The organism is Oceanimonas doudoroffii (genome assembly GCF_002242685.1).
GTDB lineage: Bacteria > Pseudomonadota > Gammaproteobacteria > Enterobacterales > Aeromonadaceae > Oceanimonas > Oceanimonas doudoroffii.
In genome coordinates this window covers 933,169-958,211 of the sequence record NZ_NBIM01000001.1, presented here as the reverse complement: position 1 = coordinate 958,211, position 25,043 = coordinate 933,169, and the positions used below count along the sequence as shown (strand labels likewise).

Annotated in this window: 19 protein-coding genes, 1 other RNA gene and 1 riboswitch; of the genes, 13 read left to right on the top strand and 7 right to left on the bottom strand. The window is 63.0% G+C overall.

Annotated features, from left to right (window positions below):
• Positions 1-119 precede the first annotated feature (119 nt).
• Both B6S08_RS04385 and ffs read left to right on the top strand, forming a co-directional pair.
• Complete coding sequence (locus B6S08_RS04385; protein ID WP_094199534.1) at positions 120-1,847, top strand: SLC13 family permease; 1,728 nt, start codon at positions 120-122, stop codon at positions 1,845-1,847.
• 159 nt (positions 1,848-2,006) lie between these two features.
• Positions 2,007-2,104, top strand: an RNA gene (gene ffs, locus B6S08_RS04380) — signal recognition particle sRNA small type.
• 245 nt (positions 2,105-2,349) lie between these two features.
• Here ffs and B6S08_RS04375 read toward each other — a convergent pair.
• Positions 2,350-3,219: a LysR substrate-binding domain-containing protein gene (locus tag B6S08_RS04375; RefSeq protein WP_094199533.1), complete on the bottom strand. Its 870-nt coding sequence runs from the start codon at positions 3,217-3,219 to the stop codon at positions 2,350-2,352.
• Between the two features lie 171 nt (positions 3,220-3,390).
• Here B6S08_RS04375 and B6S08_RS04370 point away from each other — a divergent pair, with 171 nt between their 5' ends.
• The 4 genes from B6S08_RS04370 (at position 3,391) to B6S08_RS04355 (ending at position 8,617) form a co-directional block, all read left to right on the top strand.
• A complete protein-coding gene (locus B6S08_RS04370; RefSeq protein WP_094199532.1) occupies positions 3,391-4,299 on the top strand; it encodes a DMT family transporter in 909 nt (302 codons plus the stop codon).
• A 63-nt stretch (positions 4,300-4,362) separates the two neighbouring features.
• Positions 4,363-5,034: an ABC transporter ATP-binding protein gene (locus tag B6S08_RS04365; protein WP_094199531.1), complete on the top strand. Its 672-nt coding sequence runs from the start codon at positions 4,363-4,365 to the stop codon at positions 5,032-5,034.
• Positions 5,031-7,490, top strand: coding sequence for an ABC transporter permease (locus tag B6S08_RS04360; RefSeq protein ID WP_094199530.1), 2,460 nt, complete (start codon positions 5,031-5,033; stop codon positions 7,488-7,490). The genes B6S08_RS04365 and B6S08_RS04360 overlap by 4 nt, the downstream gene beginning before the upstream one ends.
• Positions 7,487-8,617, top strand: a complete 1,131-nt coding sequence (locus B6S08_RS04355; protein WP_094199529.1) for a lipocalin-like domain-containing protein — start codon at positions 7,487-7,489, stop codon at positions 8,615-8,617. The genes B6S08_RS04360 and B6S08_RS04355 overlap by 4 nt, the downstream gene beginning before the upstream one ends.
• Positions 8,618-8,655: 38 nt before the next feature.
• Here the strand turns inward: B6S08_RS04355 and B6S08_RS04350 are convergent, their stop codons facing one another.
• From B6S08_RS04350 to B6S08_RS04340, 3 genes are all read right to left on the bottom strand, one after another.
• Positions 8,656-10,731 carry a TonB-dependent receptor gene (locus tag B6S08_RS04350; protein ID WP_094199528.1) on the bottom strand — a complete coding sequence of 692 codons (2,076 nt, stop codon included), beginning with the start codon at positions 10,729-10,731 and terminating at the stop codon, positions 8,656-8,658.
• Between the two features lie 52 nt (positions 10,732-10,783).
• Positions 10,784-10,885, bottom strand: a riboswitch (TPP riboswitch).
• A gap of 187 nt (positions 10,886-11,072) precedes the next feature.
• On the bottom strand, positions 11,073-12,812 hold the full coding sequence (gene ggt, locus B6S08_RS04345; RefSeq protein ID WP_094199527.1) for a gamma-glutamyltransferase: 1,740 nt from the start codon (positions 12,810-12,812) through the stop codon (positions 11,073-11,075).
• A 243-nt stretch (positions 12,813-13,055) separates the two neighbouring features.
• Complete coding sequence (locus B6S08_RS04340; protein WP_094199526.1) at positions 13,056-14,330, bottom strand: MFS transporter; 1,275 nt, start codon at positions 14,328-14,330, stop codon at positions 13,056-13,058.
• Between the two features lie 271 nt (positions 14,331-14,601).
• On the opposite strand from B6S08_RS04340, the gene B6S08_RS04335 reads away from it, so the two are divergent.
• Together B6S08_RS04335 and B6S08_RS04330 are read left to right on the top strand one after the other, a co-directional pair.
• Complete coding sequence (locus B6S08_RS04335) at positions 14,602-16,020, top strand: HTTM domain-containing protein (protein ID WP_169716362.1); 1,419 nt, start codon at positions 14,602-14,604, stop codon at positions 16,018-16,020.
• Positions 16,004-16,423: a thiol-disulfide oxidoreductase DCC family protein gene (locus B6S08_RS04330; RefSeq protein WP_094199525.1), complete on the top strand. Its 420-nt coding sequence runs from the start codon at positions 16,004-16,006 to the stop codon at positions 16,421-16,423. The genes B6S08_RS04335 and B6S08_RS04330 overlap by 17 nt, the downstream gene beginning before the upstream one ends.
• Positions 16,424-16,453: 30 nt before the next feature.
• Here the strand turns inward: B6S08_RS04330 and B6S08_RS04325 are convergent, their stop codons facing one another.
• Complete coding sequence (locus tag B6S08_RS04325; RefSeq protein WP_211284154.1) at positions 16,454-18,676, bottom strand: mechanosensitive ion channel domain-containing protein; 2,223 nt, start codon at positions 18,674-18,676, stop codon at positions 16,454-16,456.
• A 170-nt stretch (positions 18,677-18,846) separates the two neighbouring features.
• Here B6S08_RS04325 and B6S08_RS04320 point away from each other — a divergent pair, with 170 nt between their 5' ends.
• A complete protein-coding gene (locus B6S08_RS04320; protein ID WP_094199523.1) occupies positions 18,847-19,815 on the top strand; it encodes a ribonuclease Z in 969 nt (322 codons plus the stop codon).
• A 12-nt stretch (positions 19,816-19,827) separates the two neighbouring features.
• Here the strand turns inward: B6S08_RS04320 and B6S08_RS04315 are convergent, their stop codons facing one another.
• Both B6S08_RS04315 and B6S08_RS04310 read right to left on the bottom strand, forming a co-directional pair.
• Positions 19,828-20,394, bottom strand: a complete 567-nt coding sequence (locus tag B6S08_RS04315) for a carboxymuconolactone decarboxylase family protein (RefSeq protein ID WP_094199522.1) — start codon at positions 20,392-20,394, stop codon at positions 19,828-19,830.
• Between the two features lie 54 nt (positions 20,395-20,448).
• On the bottom strand, positions 20,449-21,126 hold the full coding sequence (locus B6S08_RS04310) for a heavy metal response regulator transcription factor (protein ID WP_094199521.1): 678 nt from the start codon (positions 21,124-21,126) through the stop codon (positions 20,449-20,451).
• Positions 21,127-21,307: 181 nt separating this feature from the next.
• Here B6S08_RS04310 and B6S08_RS04305 point away from each other — a divergent pair, with 181 nt between their 5' ends.
• From B6S08_RS04305 to B6S08_RS04290, 4 genes are read left to right on the top strand one after another with little or no spacing between them, the layout of a single operon-like run.
• Positions 21,308-23,182, top strand: coding sequence for a copper resistance system multicopper oxidase (locus B6S08_RS04305; protein WP_094199520.1), 1,875 nt, complete (start codon positions 21,308-21,310; stop codon positions 23,180-23,182).
• Entirely contained in the window at positions 23,179-24,021 is an 843-nt protein-coding gene (locus B6S08_RS04300; protein ID WP_245849807.1) for a copper resistance protein B, read from the top strand. Before B6S08_RS04305 ends, B6S08_RS04300 begins: the two co-directional genes overlap by 4 nt.
• A 38-nt stretch (positions 24,022-24,059) precedes the next feature.
• Positions 24,060-24,587 (top strand): cupredoxin domain-containing protein, encoded by a 528-nt coding sequence (locus B6S08_RS04295; protein WP_094199519.1) that lies wholly within the window; start codon positions 24,060-24,062, stop codon positions 24,585-24,587.
• Between the two features lie 39 nt (positions 24,588-24,626).
• Positions 24,627-25,040 carry a c-type cytochrome gene (locus tag B6S08_RS04290; protein ID WP_211284153.1) on the top strand — a complete coding sequence of 138 codons (414 nt, stop codon included), beginning with the start codon at positions 24,627-24,629 and terminating at the stop codon, positions 25,038-25,040.
• The last annotated feature ends 3 nt before the right edge of the window (positions 25,041-25,043 follow it).

The following is a 25,043-nucleotide window of genomic DNA, read 5'->3' as shown; positions in this document are numbered from 1 at the left end:
GTGATACTGTTCTCGCCTTTGGATTATACTAATAACAAAATGTTATAGATACTTCATGTATCCAGTCTATTTGATATATGCGTACAATGGTAGCCCTGCTAAAGAGCGAGTGGTTATATATGTCAGCATATTTGGTATTAGCATCGATTGGCGCCCTGCTGGTGCTGCTGGTTCATGGCCGAATATCACCGGCGGTATTGTTCAGCGGTTGGGCCGTAGGCTACGTGATTGTCGGCGTGGTGGACGAGCAGGCCATGCTGTCGAGCTTTTCCAACCCGGCACTGATCACCTTGCTGGTGCTGATGCTGGTGTCGCTGGCATTGGAGCGTTCCCCCTTGCTGGAACGCTTGTCCGACGCCCTGCTGCGGGGCCGGGAATGGCGCGCCAGCCTGAGGCTGATGGGACTGACCGCCGGGCTCTCGGCCTTTCTCAACAACACCGCCGTGGTGGGATCGCTGCTTGGTGTGATCTCCCGCCAGCGTCATATTCCCGCTTCGCGTCTGCTGATCCCGCTGTCGTTCGCCTCCATTCTTGGGGGCATTACCACCCTGGTGGGCACCTCCACCAATCTGGTGGTGAATTCCTTTGTGGTGAACGCCGGCCTGCCGGCACTGGGCATGTTCCAGTTTACCCTGGTGGGGCTGCCGGTGGCCTTGCTGTGCCTGTTGGGCCTGTTGTTCAGCCGGCGCTTTCTGCCCGCGCACCAGATGCAGGGCGAAGAAAGCACCCAGCCCTATTTCCTGGAGGCGCGACTGGAAGACGGCTCACCGCTCATTGGCCACAGCATTGAAGATAACGGCCTGCGCCGGCTCAATGGTCTGTTTCTGCTGGAAATTGCCCGCAACGATCGGTTGATCAGCCCGGTGTCACCGGACGAAGTGCTGGAGGCCGACGACGTGCTGGTGTTTACCGGCGAGGTGGAAAAGGTGCAGGCGTTGCAGCAGTTTGCCGGCCTGCAGCTGTTTGGCAACGGGGTAGACCGGCTGCTGGCGTCCAACCTGGTGGAAGTGGTGGTGTCCAATGAGTCGGAGCTGGCCAACCGCACCCTGCAGGAAGTGGACTTTCGCACCATGTTCAACGCCGGTGTGGTGGGCATTCGCCGGGGCGGCCGACGGCTTTACGGCACCCTGGGAAAAATTCCGCTCCGGGTTGGCGACAGCCTGCTGCTGGCGGTAGGCCCGGACTTCAAGCAGCACCGCAACCTGGACCGCAATTTTCACCTGCTCAGCAATAGCCTGCAACGGCCAAAGCTGAGCGTGCGACAGAGCCTGTTTGCCTTTGGCGGCTTTGGTGTGGTGATCGGCCTGGCGGCACTGGGGCTGGTGCCGCTGCTGAACGGTCTGCTGTTGCTGCTGGCGGCGCTGCTGCTGACCCGCATCCTAACGGTGTCGGAGCTGCGTCGGCGCTTTCCCTTTGAACTGATGATGGTGATCGGCTCGGCGCTGACCGTGGCCAGGGCCCTGGAAAGCTCCGGGGCCGCCCAACTGGTGGCCGACGCCATGCGCGGCTTTTTCAACGGCTATGGCGTAGTGGGGGCCTTTGTGGGGGTGTATCTCATCACCCTGCTGCTGACCGAAACCGTGACCAACAACGCCGCCGCGGCCTTGGCCTTTCCCATTGGGCTGTCTACCGCGCAAGGCTTTGGCGCCGATCCCATGCCCTTTATCATGGCGGTGGCGTTTGGTGCCAGTGCCTGCTTTATGGTGCCCTTTGGCTATCAGACCCATTTGATGGTGTATTCGCCGGGCCGCTACCGGGTGATGGACTACATCAAGACCGGCCTGCCGATCAGCCTGCTCTACAGCGCCGGGGTGCTGGTTCTGGTGCCGCTGTTCTTTCCGTTCTGAGCCAATACACAAGCGTCAGGCCAGGAAGTGAAGTAGCCACAACGAGGTACCGTGACTGCGCATTAATGGTCATAAACGGCCAATAAATCCGCAGTCGGTTCAGCGATGGTTGCATTGAAACGGCATTTTGCTAGACTGGCGGCGCTTCGATGGTGGCCCCGTTGGTCCTCTCGCATCGAAACCTTGTCTACCTGGTCAGGCCCGGAAGGGAGCAGCCACGGCGAGGAGCTTCGAGTGCCGGGATGTGGCTGGCGGGCGCCACCTCCAATCCTCATTAAGAATCTTTCTAATTTTTCTTCTCTTTACGTTTCTCATTCAAGAAGCTGAACTTCCGACATCTGTTAAAACCTGCGCACGGCTTTCGTGTGGCCGGGCAGATCGTTGTCGTCTGTATGCTGTTGTGGTTGAGATTAACCGGCTCGGGCATGGCCGGGAGCACAGGCGGCTCGCTCGTGTTTTTACCACGACGCAGTAATTGCCTGTTAATCGCGCTACCGCAGTCTCAGCCAAAGCGGTTCAGGCACCAGTCCCATACCGCTTCCGCTGCCTTGCCGTGGGAAGGGGAACGCTTGCGTACCAGAAAGTAGTCTGAGTCCGTTTCACGGCTTTCTTCCGTCACCTGTGCCAACCGACCGGCCGCCAGATCAGCCGCCACAAAGGCCCGGCAGACCAGGGCAACGCCCTGGCCGGCCATGGCCGCATCAAGGGCCAGCGTGGTCTGGCTGAACACGGCGCCGGGCAGCGTTTTGCCGGTTTGCAGCCACGCAGGCCAGTGGTTGTGGGCGTCATGCAACAGTGGTAGCCCGGCCAGTTGTTTCGCCGTGAGTGGCAGTGACAGTTCCTTTACCAGCAGCGGGTTGGCGACCGCCACCAGCTCTTGGCGGAACAGCAGTTTTGCTTCCTGCGCGGCGGGAAAGGGCGGGCGGGTCAGGCGCACCGCCATGTCCACCTGATCGCGGTCAAAATCGGAGAGGGTCTCGGTGGCGATCGTGCGCAGCTCCACCTCGGGCAGGGCGGCGTTCAGTGCGGCTAGACGAGGGATCAACAGTTTGGCCGCGAAGGTGGGGGTGACGCTGATCGTGACCGCCGCCGGCGCGTCATAAAGCCGCCCCGTGGCCTCAGCAAGCAGATCAAAGGCGCGGGTCAGCTCCGCCAGGTAGGCGGTTCCCTGCGGAGTCAGGGCCAGGCCTCTGGGCAGCCGCCGAAAGAGTGTCAGGCCCAGGTGCTCTTCCAGGGCGCGTACCTGTTGGGCAACGGCGCCCTGGGTGACCCCGAGTTCGTCGGCGGCGGCACGAAAGGTCAGTCTGCGGCCTGCTACCTCAAAGGCGCGCATGGCATTTAGCGGTGGCAAGCCGCGGCGAGATGGCGTCATGGCATTTACCTGTAGATTTTCTACAGTCTGGCACGTTTTTATATCGCGCGAAACCAGCGTTGGCCTCGGTCATAATGGCGTAAGTCCTGACCGGTCGGCGAATGCGCAGCACCAGTAAAACGGGGATGCATGGTCACCGGTGGGCGTCATTGCCATTGAAGGAGATCAGACATGTTGCGCATCTATGCGGCACTCATTGCACTCGGGATTATCTGGGGTTCGAACTTCATTTTCATGAAGTGGGCCACGGAGCTGGTTTCGCCCACACAAACGGTATTATTGCGGGTGCTTTTCGGTTTTCTGCCGCTGGCCCTGGTGGCGTGGCGAACCGGGGTCCTGACACGGCGTCAGCTACGCCACTTGCCGCATTTTGCCGTGATGTCGGTGCTGGCCACGACGTTTTACTATTACGGTTTTGTGGCCGGCACGGCCCGGTTGCCGTCCAGCATCGCCGGGCTGCTGAGCGGCTCAATTCCCATGTTTACCTTTATCTGTGCATTCCTGTTTCTGCGTGAGGATCGCCCAACTCCTCGCATGACGGTGGGCATGGTGCTCGGCTTTGTGGGCATAGTGCTAAGTGCAAGGCCGTGGCAAGGCGCTGCCGGGGCAGATGTGCTCGGCGTGCTCTGGATGCTGGCGGGCACTCTGAGCCTGGGGATGTCCTTCGTGTATGCCCAGCGGTTTTTGTTGCCGTTGAAATTGCCCTCGCTGGCACTGGCGACCTGGCAAACGGGGCTGGCGCTGTTGACCCTGGTCGTACTGACAGACGTTGACGGCATGGCTGCCATCGCAACCGACATGCATGCACTGCTGGGCACCGTGATTGGCCTGGGCATGCTGGGCACCGGTGGCGCCTTTTTTATCTATTACCTGATCATCGAGAGGCTTGGCTCGGTGCGGGCATCCGTGGCCACCTACATTGCTCCTGTGGTGGCGGTGATCATTGGGGCCGCGGTGGGAGAAAGCATCACTGCCGGCCTGCTGCTGGCACTGGGGCTGATCCTGGGCGGAGTGGTGCTGATCCAGACCGGTAAGCGCACAACGACTCCCGGCCGTGAACGTGAAGGGGCGGCAACCTGACCTCTACCACCTCATGGCGCTATCCTAGTGTTAGCCCAGGCCGGGAACCTCCAGGAGGCCGTCATGCTCGAGTTTCGTCAGGTTCACAAAAGCTATTCCACTCCTCAGGGACCGCAGTATGTGCTGTCGGGGGTGGATCTGCGGCTGGCTGCCGGTGAAAGCCTGGCGCTGATGGGGGAGTCGGGCAGCGGCAAGTCTACCCTGCTGCACCTGGCGGCAGGGCTGGACTTGCCCGAGCGCGGGGAGGTGTTGATCGGCGGCACGTCGTTGGCCGGGCTGAGCGAAACGGGCAGGGCAACGTTAAGGCGCCATACCCTTGGTCTGGTATTTCAGCAGTTTCACCTGATTCCAAGCCTGAATGTGGCCGACAACCTGCTGCTGCAGGCCCGGCTGGCGGGGCGGGAAGATTCACGCTGGACCGCCCGGTTGCTGGAGCGGCTGGGGCTGGTGAAGCATCAACATTATTACCCCGAGCAGCTCTCCGGTGGTCTGCAGCAGCGGCTGGCCATTGGCCGCGCACTGGCACCGCGGCCGGCCTTGTTGCTGGCCGATGAGCCTACCGGCAACCTGGATGAAACCACCGCCGATACCGTGCTTGGCCTGCTGCTGGAGCTGGTGGCCGAAAGCGGCAGCAGCCTGCTGATGGTGACCCACAGCCCCAGGGTTGCCGCCCCGCTGGACGCCTGCTTAATCCTGCATCACGGCCGGCTGTTGCCCGAGCGTCCTACACCATGATGCGAGTGGGCCTGGCAACCCTGTTATCCCACTACCGCCGTCATCCGGGGCAGTTGGCGATGCTGCTGCTCGGGCTTTGGGTGGCAGGGGCGTTGTGGAGCGGAGTGCAGGCCATTAACGCCTCGGCACGGGAGAGCTATGGCCGGGCCGAGGCCTGGTTGGGCAGTGGTGTCGTTTGGCTGGTGCGCGAGGATGGCCAGCCGCTTACCTACCGCGATTTTGTGGTGCTGCGCCGGGCCGGCGTGCCGGTTTCGCCTCTGCTGCAGGGAGAGATCACCACCAAGGGCGGCTTGCGGCTTACCCTGGTGGGCATGGATCCGCTTACCTTGCCGGCCAATAGCGTGCTGGCCGACACGAGCGGAAGCCTGCGGGATTTTATTCAGCCGCCCTGGCAGGTGCGGCTGGCGCCGGACACGCGCGCGCAACTGGGCGATTCCCCTCGGCTGCAGGACGGCACTTTGCTGCCTCCCCTGGTGGAAGCCTTCGCGTTGCCTCCCCAAACCCTGGTGATGGATATTGCCGCCGCCGCCCAATTGCTGCAGGCCAATGATGGTATCACCGCACTGCTTATTGATAAGGAGCAGGCAGCTCCCGCGGGCTTTATAAGAATGACCCGGGCCGGCCCGGGTGAGCTAACCGAAAGCTTTCACTTAAACCTCACCGCCATGGCGCTGCTGGCACTGATCGTCGGTTTGTTTATTGTGCAGGCGGCGCTGGGACTGGCGCTGGAGCAGCGCCTGGCACTGTTGCGCACCCTGCGTGCCCTGGGCGTGCCGGCCCTTACCCTGCTGGCCTTGCTGGTGCTCGAGTTGCTGGGGATTGGGCTGATTGGCGCCTCGGCGGGGCTGATCAGCGGAGTCTGGCTGGCCAAAGCCCTGCTGCCCGACGTGGCCGCCACCCTGCAAAGTCTGTATGGCGCAAAAGTGAGTGCCAGCCTTAACCTGCCCTTGCATTACTGGCTGGGGGGCATGGGCGTGACCCTGGGCGGCCTGGTGGTGGCCGCCGGCGGCGTGCTCTGGCGGGCGAGCCGCCTTCCGCTACTGGGGTTGGGTCAGGCGCAGGTATGGCGCAGTGGGTTTGAGCGACAACTGGGCTGGCAGGCGCGGCTGGGTGTGATGGCCGCCCTGCTGGCACTGGTATGCGGGCTTGTGCTGTGGGGCTCCCCCGCCGGCGAGGGACTGCTCGCCGGGTTTGGCCTGGTGGCGGCCCTGCTGCTGGCTGCGGCACTCTGTTTGCCGCCGTTGCTGGCCCGGCTGTTGATGCTGCTATTACCCTGGGCGCGACCGCGGCCACTCATGCAATGGGCCCTGGCGGACATGCAACTGCAACTGCCCCGATTGTCGCTGGCCATGATGGCGCTGCTGATCGCCCTGACCGCCAACCTGGGGGTAAGCAGCATGGTTGGCGGTTTTCGGCTGACCTTTCTCGACTGGCTAGAGCGGCGGTTGATGGCGGACTTGTACCTTAGGCCGCCGCCGGCGCAGTTCGAAGAAATACACGCCTGGCTGGGCCGGCGCCCTGAGGTACAGGCGCGGCTGACCACCGTCAGTGCCGAGGCCGAACTGCTTGAGATCACCTCAACTGCCACGGCGCGCCGTTTGAGCCTGACCGTGGCCGTGTTCGGCATTACGCCGGCCCCCGAGCTGGTGGCGCGCTGGCCGCTGCTGGCCTCCTTGAGTGAGCGCGACGCGGCATGGCAAGCACTTCGCCGCGGTGAGGCCTTTATCAACGAGCAACTGGCCCGGCGGGAAGGTATTGCACCGGGAGACCGGTTGAGCCTGGTCACTCCCGGCGGAGCCCAGGTGATCACCGTGGCGGGCATCTACCCGGATTATGGCAACCCCAGGGGCGAACTGGTGCTGACCACGGCTCGGGTGCAACTTTTGTTCGAGGTGCCGCCAACGGCCATGGGGGTGGTACTGTCGCCCGGTATCAGTGCCGGTTCACTCAGGCAGGCGCTGCGCCAGCGCTTTAATCTGGGGGAGCAACAGCTGCAGGATCAGCGGGAGGTGAAGGCCGGGGCCACCGTCATTTTTGAGCGAACCTTTGCCATTACGCGGGCGTTGAATGCCCTGACCCTGGCGGTAGCGGCGCTGGCGCTGCTGGCCACCCTGCTGGCCCAGGCCGGGGCACGGCGTCGTGCCATGGCCGTACTCTGGGCGTTGGGAGTGTCACGGCGGCGGTTAGTGGCCATTCAGCTGGCACAGCTCGCCGGCATGGCGCTGGCCACCGGCCTGTTGGCCGTTCCCCTGGGCGTGGCGGTGACCGCCTGCCTGGTGTGGGGCATTAATGTGGCGGCCTTTGGCTGGCGGCTGCCGCTGCATGTGTTTCCGGGTGAAATGGGCCTGACCCTGGCCCTTGCCGTGCTGGTGGCGCTGTTGGCGGCGGCCCTGCCCATGCTCAAACTCTTTCGCACGCCACCCCGCGCGCTGTTGGCGGAGGATGAATACCCATGATCACCCTGCTTCGCGTATTACTCCTTTTGTGTTTGCCGAGTGCCTGCGATACCCGCCATAACAATGAGCACAGCGGCTTTGCCGGCCTGGGAGCCGCAGGTGAAGGCTATACCCAGGCTCACGCCGGCATGACCCTGAACTTTCCCGAGGATCACGGCCCGCACGCCGACTTTCGCATTGAGTGGTGGTATCTCACCGCCAACCTGAAAGACCGGCAAGGCGAGCCCCTGGGGCTGCAGTGGACCCTGTTTCGTCAGGCTCAACGGCCCGACACCGCGGAAACACCGTCCGCCGCCCCCTGGGCGGTGGAGCAGATCTGGATGGCGCATATGGCGCTGTCCCGAGGCGGGCAGCACAGAGTGGCCGAGCGCCTTGCCCGAGGCGGCCAAGTGAGCCGGGCCGGGCAGGCCGGGGTCATTGCGGCTCCTTTTCGTGCCTGGCTGGATAACTGGCAGCTGACCAGCCTGAGCACCACCGGGAACGAGCTGGACCGGCTGCGACTCTCGGCCGAAGCCGAGGATGAGCAGGGCCGCTTTGGTTATACGCTGGCGCTGCAGGCCAGCGGCCCGCTGGTAAGCCATGGCATTCACGGCTTCAGCCAAAAGTCGGACGATGGTCAGGGCTCCATGTATTACAGTCAGCCCTTTTACCGGGTGAGCGGTGAGGTATGGTTGAACGATGAGCGGCTGACGGTCAGCGGGCAGGCCTGGCTGGATCGGGAATGGAGCAGCCAGTTGTTGAGTGAGCGTCAGACCGGCTGGGACTGGTTTTCCCTGCACCTGGACAGCGGCCACAAGCTGATGGCCTTTCGCCTGCGCGGCGGAGGCGACCACCACGGTAATTATGTGTCCGGTAGCTGGATGACACCCACCGGCGAGGTAACCCCGCTCAATGCCGAGACATTAACCCTTACGCCGCTGGCCAGTGCCGAGGTTGCCGGCCGGCGGCTGCCGGTGCGCTGGCGACTAACACTGCCGGTGCAAGACCTCGTCATGAACGTCAGTGCCTACCATGCCAACCGTTGGATGAACACGTCGGTGTCCTACTGGGAAGGGGCGGTCAGCGTCAGCAACGCCGTCAGCGGTGCGCCACTCGGGGAAGGCTATCTGGAAATGACCGGGTATTGACCGGGTGACGGTTGCCACCCGGTATCCCTGGCTGGGGGTTAAAACATAAAACGGGTGGTCACGCCAAACATGCGTGGCGCGCCCAGCTGCACATACTGCTCGGTAATGTAGCCCTTGCGCGGATCGTTGCCGAACTGAAAGCCACGCACGGCGTAGTCTTCGTCGGTGAGGTTGCGGCCCCACAGGGTCACGCTCCAGTTATCCTGCTGGTAGCCCAGGCGGGCATGCAGCAGGGCGTAGGCGTCGGACTCGGCGTTATGATCATCGGAGAAATAAAACGCGTCCTTGCCTTCCACATCCAGCCCCGAGAACCAGCCATTGCCGAGATCGAGATTGGCACCCAGGGCAAACTGATATTCCGGTGCATGGGCGGCTTCGCGGCCATCAAAGCTGGCATCGGCCTCTTTCAGGCGAGTGTCCAGCAGGCCCAGGCTGCCGTAGATGTCCAGATCGGCACTGGCCTGCCACTGGGCCTGGGCTTCCAGGCCATAGCTGTAAGCCCGCTCGGCGTTGTGAGAATAGTCGATGTAGGCCGACGAGTTGTCGGGCCGCACATAGGTGTAGGTGGTGCGGATCTGGGCGTTGTCCCGTTGCTGAAAGAACAGGGCCAGCTGAGTGTTAAGGCGATTGTCCAGCAGGCTGTGTTTGGCGCCAATCTCGTAGTTCCACAGGGTTTCGGCTTCAAAGGTACGCAGTTCGGCCGCCAGCTCGCTGTTCACGTTATAGCCGCCCACCTTGTAACCCCGGGAGATCAGGGCGTAATACATGCGGTCTGTATCGGCCTGGTATTCCAGTGCCACCCGTCCGCCCCACAGCAGATCATCGGGCTCACCATGAATACCGTCGCTGTCACGGTACAGGGTGCTGTCCTGCTCAACCCGCAGGCCGTTGATCAGGGTCAGCCTGTCGGTAAGGGCCGTTTCCAGCTCGCCGTAAGCCGCAATCCGGTTGGCCTCATATTCGCTGGTAAAAGGGGCAGCCAAGTAGGTGTAGCGGCGATCCAGATCCGAGCTGCGGTGAAAGAAGTAGACCCCGCCGGTCCAGTCGGTGCGGCCATTGAACAGGGCGGACTGCTCGGTGGAGATAAAACGAATATCGGCGGTGGCGCCGCGCTCGTCCCGCTGGTAGTTGTCGGTGGCACTGTAGGTATCCGGGTGCAGACCGGAATAGGTCCAGTCCACATCATAGCCGTATTCCAGGTTGCTCTTGTTCACCGCCAGGGCGGTTTCCAGAATAAAGGCTTCAACGCCATACCAGCTGGCCTTGCCCGACAGGGCAATGGTTTCCTGGCGGTCGTGACCCGGGTTGTCCGACAGAGTATGGCGGCTGTTGTCGAGGGAGAAGGCATCGTAGCCGTTGTCGATATTGGCGTAAAACGCGGTCAGATCCAGATCCAGATCGTCGCTGGCGGCAATGCGAAACTTGGTCCGCAGCAGGGTTTCATCAATGTTGTTGGTGTTGTCGGCGTTTAAATAATCATTGGTAATAAAGCCGTCGCTCAGGTTGCGCTGGGCGGCAATGCGATAACCTACCTTGTCATTGATGGGGCCACCCACGGCCGCACTCAGGTTGCGGGTGTTGTATTCCCCCAGGGTCAGCTCCACATTGCCTTCCGGTGTATCGGTGGGCTCGTTGGCACGCACGTTAATCAGCCCGGCCAGGGCGTTGGCGCCATACAGGCTGCCCTGCGGGCCGCGCAGCACTTCAACCTGACTGGCATCCAGCAGGGTGGCGCCCGTGGTCATGGCGCTCATGTCTATGCCGTCTACCACCACGCCCACCGAAGGATTGACCACCCCAATAAACTGGCTGCGCTCGCCCACACCACGGATCTGGTAAAACTTGCCCCGGGATGCACCGGCACTCAGGTTGACGTTGGGGGCCTTGGCCAACACGTCTTCCAGGTGGTTGGTGTTTGGCTTGTCGAGCTCGGCTTCATCGATCACGCTCACGCTGGCGGCGGTGTCCTGCAGGGTGTCTTCCCGAAAGCTGGAAGTCACCAGCACGGGGGCCAGGGTGTAAACGGATTCTGTATTTTCCTCGGCCTGGGCCGGCAGGGCGGCCGCCATGGCCAGGGTCAGGGCAGAAGGAACAAAGGGGGTCAGTCTCGGCACTTTACATCTCCATTTCAGTGCGAAGACCCGGTAACAATACGAGCAGGGCAGGGCGTTGTGAGCTTCCTATTCCTACGCCGGTATCAACCGGATCAGGTTCAAAGGGTTCGCGCGTTGCGCATCTCAGGCGGAAATGCCACCCCTTAGGATTTGGCCTTGGTTATAAGGCGAGCGGAATTATACGCATTCGGTAATAGAAATCGATAAAAACCGGCCGAATCCGGTTATTTAGTGACGAAGACGGCCGGAGATATTTCTCGACGGAGAGGTGCCGGTTGCTGGGGTGCAACCGACGTCATGGGAATAACTCAAAGGGCGGACAAGCCGCCCTTTGACGGGGCTTACTGCTGCTGCACCAGGGCGGTGCCCACGCCGTGGCGGCGGGGTTCACTGACCGCGGTGACCGAGCCGTCGGCATGAAAGGCAATGCCGTTGGCGGCGCCGATCTGGTCGGTTTCCACAAAGCGGTGGCCCAGGGCTTCGAGCGCCCTGGCCTGCTCGCTGCCGGGAAAGCCGAGCAGGGTTTCCACCAGGGTGGTGTCGCCGTTGCGCTGACTCATGCGCGGGGCCGCCAGGGCATCGGCCAGCGACATGCCCAGATCAATGTGGTTGACCATGGTCTGCAGCACGGTGGTGATGATGGTGGAGCCGCCGGGTGAGCCTATGGTAAAGGCGGGCTTGCCGTCGCGCAGCACTATGGTGGGGCTCATGCTGGAGCGGGGCCGCTTGAAGGCTTCGGCCACGTTGGGGTGCGGCGCACTGAAGTCAAAGTCGGTGAGCTCGTTGTTGAGCAAAAAGCCCCGGCCCGGCACCACAATGCCGCTGCCGCCCCAGTCTTCAATGGTAAAGGTGTAGGCCACCACGTTGCCGTGCCGGTCCGACACCGCCAGATGGGTGGTGTGGGCCGACTCCTGCATCAGGCCGGCGGCGGCGGGGCGCAGGGGCACGGAAGGATCGTCCTGATAGGCAAAGGGATCTCCCGGCCCGCGCTGGCCGGCGGCCCGGGCTTCCAGCAGCGGGGCCCGGTGTTTGGCATATTCCTTGGACAGCAGGCCGGCGATGGGCACGTCGGTGAATTCGGTGTCGGCCACATAGGCGTTCCGGTCGGCAAAGGCCAGGCGCGAGGCTTCCAGATACAGGTGTTCCGCCTCGGTGCGTGAAGCCGCCGACAGATCCCGGGTTTCCAGCAGGTTCAGTGCCTGGGCAATGGCAATGCCGCCGCTTGACGGCGGCGCCATGCCATAGACGTCATAGCCCCGGTAGGTGGAATGAATGGGCTGACGCAGCCGCACTTCGTAATCTTTGAGATCGTTCAGGGTCATGGTGGCGCTCAGCACGCTGACGCCGTCCACCACCGGCGGCTGGTTGACCGCCGCCACAATGTCGCGGGCGATGTCGCCTTCATAAAAGGCCTGAGCGCCGCCTTTGGCAATGGCCCGGTAGGTGGCGGCCAGATCCGGGTTGCTGAAATGGCTGCCCACGGGCAGGGCCTTGTCGTTTTGCAGGTACAGGGCGCGGCTGGGCTCAAAGCGGGCGAACTTGTGTTCGTTTTTTTGAGCGATGCGGTGAAAGTTGTCGGTCACGGTAAAGCCCTGCTCCGCCACCTCAATGGCGGGGGCCAGGGTCTGCTCAAGGCTCATGGTGCCGTAGCGGCCAAGGGCCTCCTGCCAGCCCAGCACGGTGCCGGGCACACCCACGGAAATGCCGGTGGGCACCACCTCTTCCCAGGCCATGGCCTCGCCGTTTTGCTGAAAAATGCCGGGGTGAAAATAGGCCGGGGCGGTTTCTCTGTGGTCGATGCTGATGACCTTGTCGTCATCGGCGGAGTAAATCAGCATAAAGCCCCCGCCGCCAATGCCACAGCTGAAGGGATCGGTCACGCCCAGGGTGGCGGCCGCCGCCACGGCGGCGTCGATGGCATTGCCGCCCTGGTCGAGGATCGCAATGGCGGCCCGGCTGGCCTGCTCCGAAATGGTTGCCACGGCGCCGCCCTGGCCGGTGCTGACGGCGGGGGCCGCCTGCAGGGTGATGCTCAGGGTGAGCAGCGAGAGGGTAATCACTGGTCGTAATGCCCGGTTCATGGGGGGCTCCTTTATCCGTGCTCGAGGTGAGAGGCGCGCACAAGCGCACCGGTGCCCGCTGAGTGTAGTTCTCTTATGAGTACCTTTTTGCCATAAGAAAAAATATTTCCCTTACCGCCCCGGCAGGAGTGGCGGCGATGAACTCGGAGCTGGAGGTGGTCTTTGCAGTGATCCCCTTGTGGCGGGATCTGCGCCTGCGGCGCCGCAGTTAGGTGCCGGCCCGTGCGGCCGGCGCCCGTGGGCTCAGGCCGTGGCCAGCGGCGTGCCCCGCTGGGCCCAGGGCTTTTCCTCTATGGGCAGGTGCGCCAGGGCCGAGATGGCACCAAAGCCCACGCCAATCCACCAGACCATAAGGTAATTGGAGTGCAGGTCATAAAGGGTACCGCCCAGCCAGACCCCCATAAAACCACCCAGCTGATGGGAGAAGAACACTAGGCCATACAGGGTGCCCATATAGCGCAGCCCGTATATCTGGGCCACCAGGCCGGAGGTGAGGGGAACGGTGGCCAGCCAGAGCGCACCCATGGCCATGGAAAACAGCACCACGCTTTCCGGAGTAATGGGGTTGAGAATAAACACCGCCGACACCAGGGTACGCAGGGCGTAAATGACCGCCAGCAGATACTTGCGTGAATAGCGGTTGCCAAGCCAGCCGGCCAGCAGGGTGCCGCCGATATTGAACAGGCCGATAAGGGCAATGGCCATGGCACCGAGGCTGGAGGTGGAGCTCACCCCCAAGGCCTGAATGATGCTGTCCGGCGCAATGGCGCTGCACATTTCGGCAATAAAGGCCGGAAAGTGGGCGGTAATAAACGCCAGCTGATAGCCGCAGGAGAAAAAGCCGATAAAAATAAACAGAAAGGACGGATCCTTCAGCGCCCGTTTCAGCACCACACCCATGCCTTCATCCTGAGGACCCTTGGCCGCCGGAGGCGGAACCCGCATCAGCCCCAGGGCCAGCAGCGAAAGCAGAATAAAGCCCGCCAGACTGACAAACACCGACTGCCAGGGCAGGTGGTCCAGCAGCAGCTGAGTCAGTGGCGGCCCGACTATCTGCCCGGCCGAGCCGGCGGCGGTGACAATGCCCAGGGCCAGGGAGCGGTGCTGATCCGAAGCCGCCCGCCCCACCACGGCGAGGATCACGCCAAAGCCGGTACCGGCAATACCAAAGCCCACCAGCATTTCCAGCAACTGATGCTGACCGGGAGTGATGGCCAGGGCGGAGAGCACCATGCCCACCACGTAGCAGGCCACCCCGGCCACAATGGCCTTGCGGTCGCCGTATTTCTCGGCAAGGGCGCTGAATAAAGGCTGGCCTATGCCCCAGAACAGGTTCTGCAGGGCGAGGGCAAAGGAAAAGTCGGCCCGCGGCCAGTTAAACTCCTCGGCAATGGGCAGCTGAAACAGTCCAAAGGAAGCCCGAACGGAAAAACTGACCAGAATGATGATGCAGCCACCGAGTAGCACGGGGTTAAGCAGCGCAGGGGAAGGAGCAGAAGACGGTGTGCTTGAGGCCATTGTTATTATCCCGTTGGTCGTTTATGGCGCGGCTCAGCGCATGCCAGCCCGTGTTCGTATGTTAGCCGTCCATTTTAGTGTGTGGCTGCCGGCATTTCCAAGCAGTAAAACGGTGCGTAACCTCACAGGCCGAAACGAAAGGCCGGCCCGCGCCAGGGGCGGATTCTGGCGCGCCGGCAGTGTTAAACGCTGGGCTCCGAGGCCGCCCACGGGTATGCTGGTCCATTGCGCGCCACGCTCATCGTTATTCACTTACCAACCCGGTGTTATGATGCATAGTCGACCCTGTTCCTCTTTCGTGACCGGCCGCCTGTTTGAGCAGGTGGATGCCGCGTCGCTGGCGTTTTTTCGCATCTGTTTTGGCGTGATCATGCTGGTCGAGTGCGGTCGCTTCTACCGCCATGACTGGATTGAGCGCTACTACATTAGCCCCGATTTTCTGTTCAGCTATTACGGCTTTGAATGGATCACGCCGCTGCCGGGCAATGGCATGTACTGGCTGTTCGGCGCGCTGGCGCTGTTGTCCTTGTGCGTGACCATCGGCCTGTTTTACCGGCTGGCCATCGTGCTGTTGTGGCTGGGCTTTACCTATGTATTCCTGCTGGATCAGGCGCGCTACCTCAACCACTTCTACCTGGTCAGCCTGATGCTGTTTTTGCTGTCATGGGTGCCGGCCCATCGCATCTGGTCGGTGGATGCCTGGCGCAAGGGCGGCCGGGATGGCACCACGGTGGGGTTGTGGTCGGTATGGCTGTTGCGGGGCCAGATGGAGGTCATGCTGATCTTTGCCGGCCTGGTCAAGCTCAACCCCGACTGGCTCAGGCTGGAGCCCCTGGGCATGTGGCTGGCGCGCCGCGCCGAGGCCCCGCTCATCGGCCCCTGGCTGGAACAGGACTGGATGGTGGCGGTGGCCGCCTACGGCGCCATTGCCGTACACCTGGTGGGGGCGCCGCTGCTGCTGTGGCGGCGCACTCGGCTGCCAATCATTCTGGCCTACTGCGGCTTTCACCTGTCGAATCACTTCATGTTCACCATCGGCATTTTCCCGTGGCTGACCATGGCGGCCACGCTGCTGTTCCTGGATCCCGACTGGCCAAGACAGGTGCTGCATGGCCTGCGGCGGCGGATGGGGCTCACGCCGGCACCGTATCGGCCTTCATTACCGGGACCAACACCCGGCCTGGCGCTGCGCCGGGTGGTGCTGGGAGGCATGGTGGTATGGTTTGCGGTGCAGGTGCTGTTGCCGCTGCGCCACCTGCTCTATGAGGGCAATCCCAGCTGGACCGAGGAAGGTCACACCTTTGCCTGGATGATGAAGCTGCGCGACAAGAAGGCCGATATTGAGTTTCGTGTGTTCGACCCGCCCACCCGTCGGGAATGGCGGGTGGAGCCGAATGACTTTTTGTTTCCGCACCAGGCCCGCAAGGTGGGCACTCGCCCGGATCTGATCGTGCAGCTGGCCCATCATATTGAGCGGGTCTGGGAGCGGGAGCTGGGAGTCAGTGATGTAGAGGTGCGGGTTCGCAGCTGTGTGTCGCTGAACGGCCGCCCGGCGGCGCTGCTGATAGATCCACAGCGGGATCTCACCCAGGTGAAGCGCAGTCTGCGTCAGGCCGACTGGATATTGCCCCTGCGGGTGCCCTTTGAACGCCCGCCACAACGGAGCCGCCGTTATGATCTCAGCTGCTGAACAGGGCCCCATTCTGCTGTTTGACGGCGTGTGCAACCTGTGTACCGGCTCGGTGCGTTTCGTCATTGAGCACGATCCCGGCAAGCAGTTTCGCTTTGCCTCGCTGCAATCGCCGGTGGCGCAGCAACTGCTGGCCCGTTACGGCATCAAGGCGGCGGCGAATCTGAGCTCGGTGGTGTTGATTGATGAGCAGGGCGTCTGGCTCAGATCCACCGCCGCGTTGCGCACTGCCGGCCGGCTTTCCGCCCCCTGGCCGCTGCTGAAGGTGCTGTTGCTGGTGCCGCGGCCGCTGCGCGACCGGGTCTATGACATGATTGGCGCCCGCCGTTACCGCTGGTTTGGCCGCACCGAGCACTGCTGGGTGCCGGCGGAGGATGTTAGCGAGCGGTTTCTGGACCAATAAAAAACCGGCCTCGGCCGGTTTTTTTACGTGTTAGCCGCAAGTGCCGGTATGGCGCGCCGATGAGGTTGCCCGCTCCAGCTTCAGTGCCGGGGCTTCTCCCTGACGACTGCCCTCGAAATGTACCGTGCTTTGCGGGTAGGGGATCTCGATGCCGGCCTGTTCAAAGTGCATCTTCACCAGCCGGTTATAGGCTCGGCCCACGGCCCACTGCATGCCGGGGGCGGTCATGATGCGCACGCGAATGTTCACCGAGCTGTCGGCCAGGGCAATCACACCGGCCACCTCCAGTGCCTCCAGCACATAAGGCTTTTGCTCAGGATCGGCCACCAGCTCTTCAAAGGCGTGCTGCAGATGGGCAATGGCCTCGTCAATGTTCTCCCGGTAGGCCACTCGGTATTCACCCACATGGTAGGCAAAGTCGCGCATGTAGTTCGACACCGTATCCACACTGGAAAACGGAATGATGTGATAGGTGCCGCTCAGGTCACGAATGCCCACCGAGCGAATGCTGAGTTTTTCGGCGGTGCCGGTAATGCCGCCCAGGGTCACCACATCGCCGGTGTTCATGGCGTTTTCAATCTGAATAAACACCCCGGTAATCACGTCCTGCACCAGCTTCTGGGCGCCAAAACCAATGGCCAGGCCCAGCACACCGGCGCCGGCAATGAGCGGACCGATATCAATGCCCAGCTCCGACAGCGCAATCATCACCGTCATGGTCACCAGCAATACCGCCAGGGCACTGCGAAACAGCGACAGCAAGGTCTGGGTGCGGGCCGAGGGCATACCGGTGCCGGTTTCGGGGTTAAGCTTGTGCTCGATCAGGCTCGCCAGGCCGACCCAGATGGCGGCGGCCATGGCCAGTATGAACGCCACTGAAACAATACGACCCATCAACACCCCACCGGCGTCGGACGCATACCAGGTGGCCAGATCCAGCACTTGCCAGGCATTCAGGCTGAGCAGGATCACTGCCGTCAGCAGCAGCAGGCGCACAAAACGCAGACCGTTGGGGATATAGCTGTTGAGCCGGGCCTCAAGCAGTGGCAGCTTGCGGCGCAGATCGTCCGACAGGCGAATGCGCCGGCCTATGATCTGGCCGAGCAGGGCCGAGAGCAAGGCGCCCACGCCTATTACCCCCAGGGTCTTGAGGGTGGCGAACAGCACAAAGGGCAGGGCGTTGCTCGGGCTCAGCAGCACCAGTACCAGCACCACGGTGAAATAGCCCAGTGCCAGCCAGTGCCAGGTGCGGGCCAGCAATTGCAGGCTGAGCTTGCTGGCGGTCAGGCTGCTTTGATTGGCCCGATCCCGCAGTGCCGCGCTCAGGCGACGACGGTTTTTGAGGATGACCGCCACCGCATAGCCAAAGGCCGCCAGCATCAGCAGGGTGTTCAGGCCCTGGCTCAGGGCCGGTGACACATGAATGGCCACCAGCGGCTCCATCACCATGACGCCATAGCCCAGCAGGCTGATCAGCAGCGCCAGCCAGCGGTTCCAGTAGGCGGCTTCGGTGGCGTGAATGGGCAACAGTCGCAGGCCATTGTAGCGGCTGGAAAACAGCATGCGCAGGCCCGCCTTGAGCAACTCGATCACCATAAAGGCGTTAAGAAACAGCGAAGCCTGGGTGCTCTGCTCGCCGGTGACGCCCACCGCAAAGGTGGCCACCAGGTTACCGCCCACATAGGCCAGCCCCACCGCCAGCACATCCAGCGCCGCTGCCAGCGCCACGCACAGCACCAACCGCAGCACCGGCGTGTTGCCGGCGCCGTGGCGGGACCAGTGGTCCAGCCGGGAAAATAATGGTCCCGCCAGCCGGCGCAGCAGCAGAAAGGCCGCCAGGGTGGCGGCGATCACCAGGCCCAGGTTCAGGCTGGCATCCAGCAACCCGCTCATGCTGAACTGGCCGTTATCGCCGGTCAGGCGGCCCTCGGCCAGATTATTGAGCACGTCGGCCAGCACGGTGAACTGATCGCCCAAGCCTTCGGCAATGGCGCGAGTACTCTGGGCCAGTTCACGAGAGGCGGAAGGCTCCGCGGCGGCCGAGGCGGCAGCATTGGCTTCTGCCGGCGTGCCTTGCGCCAGGTTACGCAGCTCGTTAACGAGTGCGTCCCGGGACTGCTCGTTTTCCAGCAGGTCGGCCAGGGCGGAATAGGGTGGCGTGTCGGTGGTCTGGCTCTGAGCCTGTGCCAGGCCAAGGGGAAGGGCAAAAAGCAGCCACAGCAGCGGCAGCAAACGTCTTGTGGGTAGGGTCACCATGGCCTCCGGTTGGCGTTTGGTGCGGTGAATGTTACGACATCAGCAATGTCGCCCGGTTAACAGGGTATGAAGGGGCAGGGTAACATAGCCCGCCCGGCAATGATAATTGGCAAAAACCGGCATAAAATGCAGTGAAAAACACCGTCAGGAATCAATACGGACAAGATATGGAGCTGGTTTTTCTGGGTACTTCATCGGGCGTACCGACTCGGGGGCGCAGCCTGTCGGCGGTGGCGCTGCGCCGGCACAAGGCCAAAACCTGGTTGCTGGTGGACTGTGGTGAGGGCACCCAGCACCGGTTGCTGCGGGCGCCCCTGTCGCTGCACTGGCTGCAGGCGGTGTGCATTACCCATCTGCACGGGGATCACTGTTACGGCCTGCCCGGGCTGCTGGCCAGTGCCGGACTGAACGGGCGCACGGCGCCGCTAACCATTATTGGCCCGGCGGGCCTGCAGGCCTGGGTGGAGCATACCGCCGCCGTCAGCCAGCTGCAGCTGAACTATGCCTTGCGGTTTGTGTCGGTGGAGGAGCTGGCCGCCGGGGCGGCACCGCTGGCGCTGGAGCAGTTTGAGGTCTCCGCCACCGCGCTGTCGCACCGGCTGCCCAGCTTTGGCTATGCCTTCACCGAAACCGGCCTGCCCAGCCGGCTCGACACCGCCAGGTTAAGGGCCGACGGTGTGCCCGCCGGGCCGCTGTGGGGGCGGCTGCACCGGGGCGAAGTGATCACGCTGGACGATGGCCGTATTATCAAGGGGCGGGACTATCAGCTGGCGCCGCCCACCCCGCGCAAGGTGGTGATTGGCGGTGATAACGACACCCCGGCCCTGCTCAATGAGGCGGTGAAGGGCGCCAGCGTGCTGGTGCACGAGGCCACTTATACCCGTGAGGTGGCGGCCAGGGTGGGCCCCGAGCCGCAACACAGCAGTGCCGCCGCGGTGGCCGCCTTTGCTGCAAAGGCGGGGGTCCCCAATCTGGTGCTCACCCATTTCAGCCCCCGTTACCGGCACGGCGGCCCCGGCCTGACGGTGGCGGATCTGGAGCTGGAAGCCCGGGCCCACTATGCCGGGCGGCTGTTTATGGCCGAGGATCTGGCCCTGTATCGGCTGAACGGGGCTGGGGTGTTGAGCCGAATCTAGGGCCTGCCGGGCTCACACCTTGCGGCCGGCAAAGGCGTCGTCCACCGGGGTGTCAAACAGGTGGTTGCAGTAATTGCTGAGGGTTTTCACCGCCAGCGCCAGGATCACGTCAAGCATGGCGGCTTCATCAAAGCCGGCGTCAAGAAAGGCCCTTGCCTGGTCCGGCGTGGGGTTGCCCCGGCTGCTGAACATGACCTCGGTAAAGGCTGCCAGTGCCGCCAGCCTGGCATCGGGCACCGGCTGGCGGGCGCGAATGGCGTTGGTCACCGCCTCGGGCACACCGGAGGCGGTATCGGCCAGGGTGCTGTGGGCCGCGAGGCAATAGTCGCAGCCGTTCTCCCGGCTGATCACCAGCAGTACCACTTCCTGCTCCACCGGGTTCAGGCTGCCGTGTTCGCGAAACTGCTGGTAACCGTGCAGGTAGGTGTTGAGCAGCGCCGGGCCATTGGCCATGGCGCGGTACATGTTGGGCACAAAGCCGAGTTTCTGCCGGGCCTGCTCCAGGGGCGGTCGGGCTTTGTCACCGGCCTTTTCCGGATCAAGCAAGGCCAGCCATTGCATGTGATAACGCCGAGACATAAGGGCTCTCCCGAGTGATGAAGGTGGTGTCAGTATAGGCACTCGGGGCTAGGGTCACCTGTGGGTATCGAGGGTATAGCCCATGCCCCTTACGGTGTGGATCAGCCGAGGTTCAAAGCCGTCGTCTATCTTGCCGCGCAGCCGGCGAATGGACACGTCGATCACATTGGTGTCGCTGTCGAAGTTCATGTCCCACACCAGCGAGGCAATCAGCGAGCGGGGCAACACTTCACCCTGGCGACGCACCAGCAGCTCCAGCAGGGCAAACTCCTTGTTGGTGAGATGAATGGCGACCTCGCCACGGCTGGCCTGGCGGCGGGGCAAATCCAGCACCAGGTCGGCTACCTGCAGCCGGTGCTCGTCCTGACGGGGCGCGCCCCGGCGCAGCAGGCTACGCACCCGGGCCAGCAGCTCGGCAAAGGCAAAGGGTTTCACCAGATAGTCGTCGGCGCCCAGCTCCAGGCCACGCACCCTGTCTTCCACGCTGTCGCGGGCGGTCAGAAACAGGACCGGCATTTGCCGGTCCTGCTCCCGCAGGGCGGCCACAATGCGCCAGCCGTCCAGATCCGGCAGCATGACATCTGCCACCACCAGGTCGTAAGGCTCGCTCACCGCCTGGTGCAGGCCATCGAGGCCGTTGCGTACCAGATCCACCACAAAGCCCGCCTCGCGCAGGCCCTTTTGCAGATAGTCGCCGGTGCTGTGTTCATCTTCGATGATCAGCAGTTTCATGACAGTCTCCGTTGAGGCAAGGACAGCATGATGACGCACAAGGGCCGGCGGGCTCAAGCCCCGCAGGCGGCGGTGCCAAGATGACAACTTTGTCATTTTCCCGTCATGTTGGCTTCAGGTGCGCCTTTCTATGCTTGATGTATGCACACCAAGTAGGACAACGGCATAGGTAAGGAATGTGATGACACAACCAAAAAAGAACCTCAACCTGCCCCGGCGGCGCTTTGTGCAGGGCCTGGCCGCCGGCGGTGCCGTGCTGGGGCTGGCTCCCATGCTGGCCACGGCCAGGCAGCCGGCCCCCGGCACCGTGACCGGCCATGTGCCGGTGCTCTCCGGCACCGAGTTCGATCTGGTGATCGACGAAACCCCGGTCAATTTCACCGGCCGGCCGCGCATGGCCACCACCATTAACGGCTCCATTCCCGGGCCCACCCTGCGCATGCGCGAGGGCGACACCGTCACCATTCGCGTGACCAACCGGCTCAAGGAGCCCACCTCCATTCACTGGCATGGCATTATTCTGCCGTTTCAGATGGACGGCGTGCCCGGCATCAGTTTTGCCGGCATCGCCCCCGGCGAGACCTTCACCTACCGATACACCCTGGAGCAGAGCGGCACTTACTGGTATCACTCCCATTCGGGCATGCAGGAGCTGACCGGCATGTATGGGGCACTGATCATCGAGCCGGCAGCAGCCGACACCATCAGGGCCGATCGTGAGCATGTGGTGGTGTTGTCGGACTGGACCGATGAAGCCCCCATGCGGGTGTTTGGCAAGCTGAAAAATCAGGGCGACTTCTACAACTTCAATCAGCCGACGGTGGCGGATTTTTTTCGGGACATGAGCAAGGATGGCCTGGGCGCGGCGCTGGAAAAGCGGCAAATGTGGAACCAAATGCGCATGAGCCCCAGCGATCTGGCGGATTTGTCCGCCGAAACCCTGACCTACCTGATGAACGGTACCACTCCCGCCGGTAACTGGACCGGGCTGTTCAGACCGGGCGAGCGGGTGCGGTTGCGCTTTATCAACGGTGCCGGCAACACCTTTTACGATGTGCGCATACCGGGACTGACACTGACCGTGGTGCAGGCCGATGGCCTCAACGTGGCGCCGGTGGAGGTGGATGAATTCCGTTTTGGCCCTGGTGAGACCTACGATGTGCTGGTGGAGCCCACCGCCGAGGCCTATACCCTGTTCGCCCAGGCCATGGACAGAACCGGTTATGCCCGGGGCACCCTGGCCACCCGTGAGGGGCTGAGCGCCGCCGTGCCGCCGGTGGATGAACCCCAGCAACTGACCATGGCCGACATGATGGGCGCCATGGATCACGGTGCCATGGGCCACGGCAGTATGGCGGGCATGGATCACGGTGCCATGGGCCACGGCAGTATGGCGGCTATGGATCATGCGGCCATGGGTCACGGCAGTATGACGGGCATGGATCACGGTGCCATGGGTCACGGCAGTATGGCGGGCATGGATCATGCGGCCATGGGCCACGGCGCCATGGCGGGGGGACTGACGGCGGCCAGCACAGCGGTGCGCCATGCGCGCACCGAATATGGCCCCAGTGTCGACATGCGGGTCGATACCCCTCGTACCAACCTGGACGATCCCGGTGTGGGTCTGCGTAATAACGGCAGGCGCGTGCTCACCCTGGCAGATCTGCGCACCCCCGGCGGCCCCATGGATCCCCGGCCGCCAGAGCGGGAGATTGAATTGCATCTCACCGGCAACATGGAGCGCTACACCTGGTCGTTCGACGGCGTTGAATTCGGCAGCTCCACCCCGGTGCACCTCAGCTACGGCGAACGGGTACGCATTATTCTTCACAACGACACCATGATGACCCATCCCATGCACCTGCATGGCATGTGGAGCGAGCTGGAAAGCCCGGACGGTGAATTTCTGTGCCGCCGGCACACCATACCGGTGCAGCCGGCCCAGCGCATCAGCTTTCTGGTGACCGCCGACGCCCTCGGTCGCTGGGCCTGGCATTGTCATCTTATGTTCCATATGGATGCGGGCATGTTCCGCATGGTGGTGGTGTCATGAGCAAGCACACAGTAATGATGAGGCATGTATTGGGCGCTTTGGCGCTGACCGCCTGGCCGGCCATGGCTCAAATGGATCATGGCGATATGCAAATGCAGGGCGGCAAGCCGCCGGCTGACGCCCGGGATCCCCATGCCTACTCCGGTGGCGTATCCCTGGATGAAGGGCCGTACGCCCTGCCCGGACCCCGCCAGCTGAAACTGGCCGACGAGCACCTGTTTTACGGTGTGCTGGCCGAGCGGCTGGAGCGGGTGGACAACGGCGATGACCAGGCCCTGGCCTATGAGGTGAGCGCCTGGGCCGGGCGGGATTACGACCGCACCGTGGTGAAGGCGGAAGGCGACATCGAACACGGCCGGCTGGCAGAAGCCAGCACCGAGCTGCTGTGGAGCCACGCCCTGACGGCGTTCTGGAACAGCGAACTGGGCGTTCGTTACGACACCGGCCATGGTCCGGATCAGGGCTGGCTGGCCGCCGGCGTCTCCGGACTCGCGCCCTACTGGGTGGAGCTGGACGCCACTGCCTACCTGGGTGACGACGGTCAAACGGCGCTGGCGCTGGAGGCGGAATACGAGCTGTTGCTGACCCAGCGGCTGGTGTTGCAGCCGGCCATCGAGCTCACCGCCTTTGGTCAGGATGACGCCGAGCGTGGCCAGGGGCGGGGGCTGTCGGAGCTGGTAGCGGGCGCGCGCCTGCGTTACGAGTTCAGCCGCCAGTTCGCGCCCTATGTGGGCTGGGAATGGTCCGCCGCCCTGGGCAAGACCGCGGATCTGGCGCGGGATGAAGGTGAATCAACCCAGGACACCCGCTGGGTGGCCGGGGTCCGGTTCTGGTTTTAAGCCAGGGCCTTACGTTGTTTTAGGGGAGAAACAAACCGATGAAAGCAAAGTATTCCATCATGATGCTGGCACTGCTGCCTGGTCTGGCAGTGGCGGCGGGCACACACGGCGGCGGCCATGGCAGTGGTCACGAACATGGCGCGGCCAACATGGAGCAGCATATGGGCGGCCACGATATGGCGCAGCCCATGAGTGGTATGGGCCGGCCAGGGCAGGCGGCGGAGGTCAGCCGCACCATCGCCGTGGACATGAACGACGACATGCGTTTCACGCCGGCGCGTATTGAGGTGAAGGCCGGCGAAACGGTGCGCTTTTTTGTGAGCAACCGGGGCCGGCTTGAGCACGAGCTGGTGTTGGGCAACCTGGTCATGCTGCAGCAGCATGCCGAGATGATGCGGGAGATGCCGCATATGGATCATGCCGAGCCGAATATGATCAGCCTGAAACCCGGCCAGAAAGGGGGCCTGGTCTGGCACTTTGACCAGGCCGGCACCGTGGACTTCGCCTGCCTGATCCCCGGGCATATGGAGGCCGGCATGAAGGGACAGGTAAGCGTGGCGCAATAAAGCGCTGACCTATCCTGTGACCAAAAAGGACGGCAAGAGGTGAAAAAAACATTGGGTGCAAACCGTTGGGTGATCTGGCTTGCCGGCGCCATGGTAGTGGTGGGGCTTTCCATGATCGCCGGCTATTTGATGATGGGCGGCCGCTTTATGGGGGCCGGCATGCCTCACGACCGGGAGCTGTCCCGCCAGGGGCGGGTGGCTTACGGTGAATATTGTGCCAGCTGTCACGGTGCCGACCTCAGGGGCACGCCCCAGGGGCCGCCCTTTTTGCACAAGGTATACGAGCCGTCACACCATGGCGACGAGGCCTTTTACCGGGCCGCAGCAAAGGGTGTGCATGCGCATCACTGGCGCTTTGGCGATATGCCGCCGGTGGCCGGGGTAAGCCGCGACGAAGTCAGCGCCATTATTGCGTATGTGCGGGAGCAACAGCGCCGTCACGGCATACATTAAGGC

Excerpts from the sequence above, each read along its gene's own strand:
- B6S08_RS04385 (WP_094199534.1), top strand. The coding sequence starts at position 120 with ATGTCAGCATATTTGGTATTAGCATCGATTGGCGCCCTGCTGGTGCTG.
- B6S08_RS04375 (WP_094199533.1), bottom strand. The coding sequence starts at position 3,219 with ATGACGCCATCTCGCCGCGGCTTGCCACCGCTAAATGCCATGCGCGCC.
- B6S08_RS04370 (WP_094199532.1), top strand. The coding sequence starts at position 3,391 with ATGTTGCGCATCTATGCGGCACTCATTGCACTCGGGATTATCTGGGGT.
- B6S08_RS04365 (WP_094199531.1), top strand. The coding sequence starts at position 4,363 with ATGCTCGAGTTTCGTCAGGTTCACAAAAGCTATTCCACTCCTCAGGGA.
- B6S08_RS04360 (WP_094199530.1), top strand. The coding sequence starts at position 5,031 with ATGATGCGAGTGGGCCTGGCAACCCTGTTATCCCACTACCGCCGTCAT.
- B6S08_RS04355 (WP_094199529.1), top strand. The coding sequence starts at position 7,487 with ATGATCACCCTGCTTCGCGTATTACTCCTTTTGTGTTTGCCGAGTGCC.
- ggt (WP_094199527.1), bottom strand. The coding sequence starts at position 12,812 with ATGAACCGGGCATTACGACCAGTGATTACCCTCTCGCTGCTCACCCTG.
- B6S08_RS04340 (WP_094199526.1), bottom strand. The coding sequence starts at position 14,330 with ATGGCCTCAAGCACACCGTCTTCTGCTCCTTCCCCTGCGCTGCTTAAC.
- B6S08_RS04335 (WP_169716362.1), top strand. The coding sequence starts at position 14,602 with ATGCATAGTCGACCCTGTTCCTCTTTCGTGACCGGCCGCCTGTTTGAG.
- B6S08_RS04330 (WP_094199525.1), top strand. The coding sequence starts at position 16,004 with ATGATCTCAGCTGCTGAACAGGGCCCCATTCTGCTGTTTGACGGCGTG.
- B6S08_RS04320 (WP_094199523.1), top strand. The coding sequence starts at position 18,847 with ATGGAGCTGGTTTTTCTGGGTACTTCATCGGGCGTACCGACTCGGGGG.
- B6S08_RS04315 (WP_094199522.1), bottom strand. The coding sequence starts at position 20,394 with ATGTCTCGGCGTTATCACATGCAATGGCTGGCCTTGCTTGATCCGGAA.
- B6S08_RS04310 (WP_094199521.1), bottom strand. The coding sequence starts at position 21,126 with ATGAAACTGCTGATCATCGAAGATGAACACAGCACCGGCGACTATCTG.
- B6S08_RS04305 (WP_094199520.1), top strand. The coding sequence starts at position 21,308 with ATGACACAACCAAAAAAGAACCTCAACCTGCCCCGGCGGCGCTTTGTG.
- B6S08_RS04300 (WP_245849807.1), top strand. The coding sequence starts at position 23,179 with ATGAGCAAGCACACAGTAATGATGAGGCATGTATTGGGCGCTTTGGCG.
- B6S08_RS04295 (WP_094199519.1), top strand. The coding sequence starts at position 24,060 with ATGAAAGCAAAGTATTCCATCATGATGCTGGCACTGCTGCCTGGTCTG.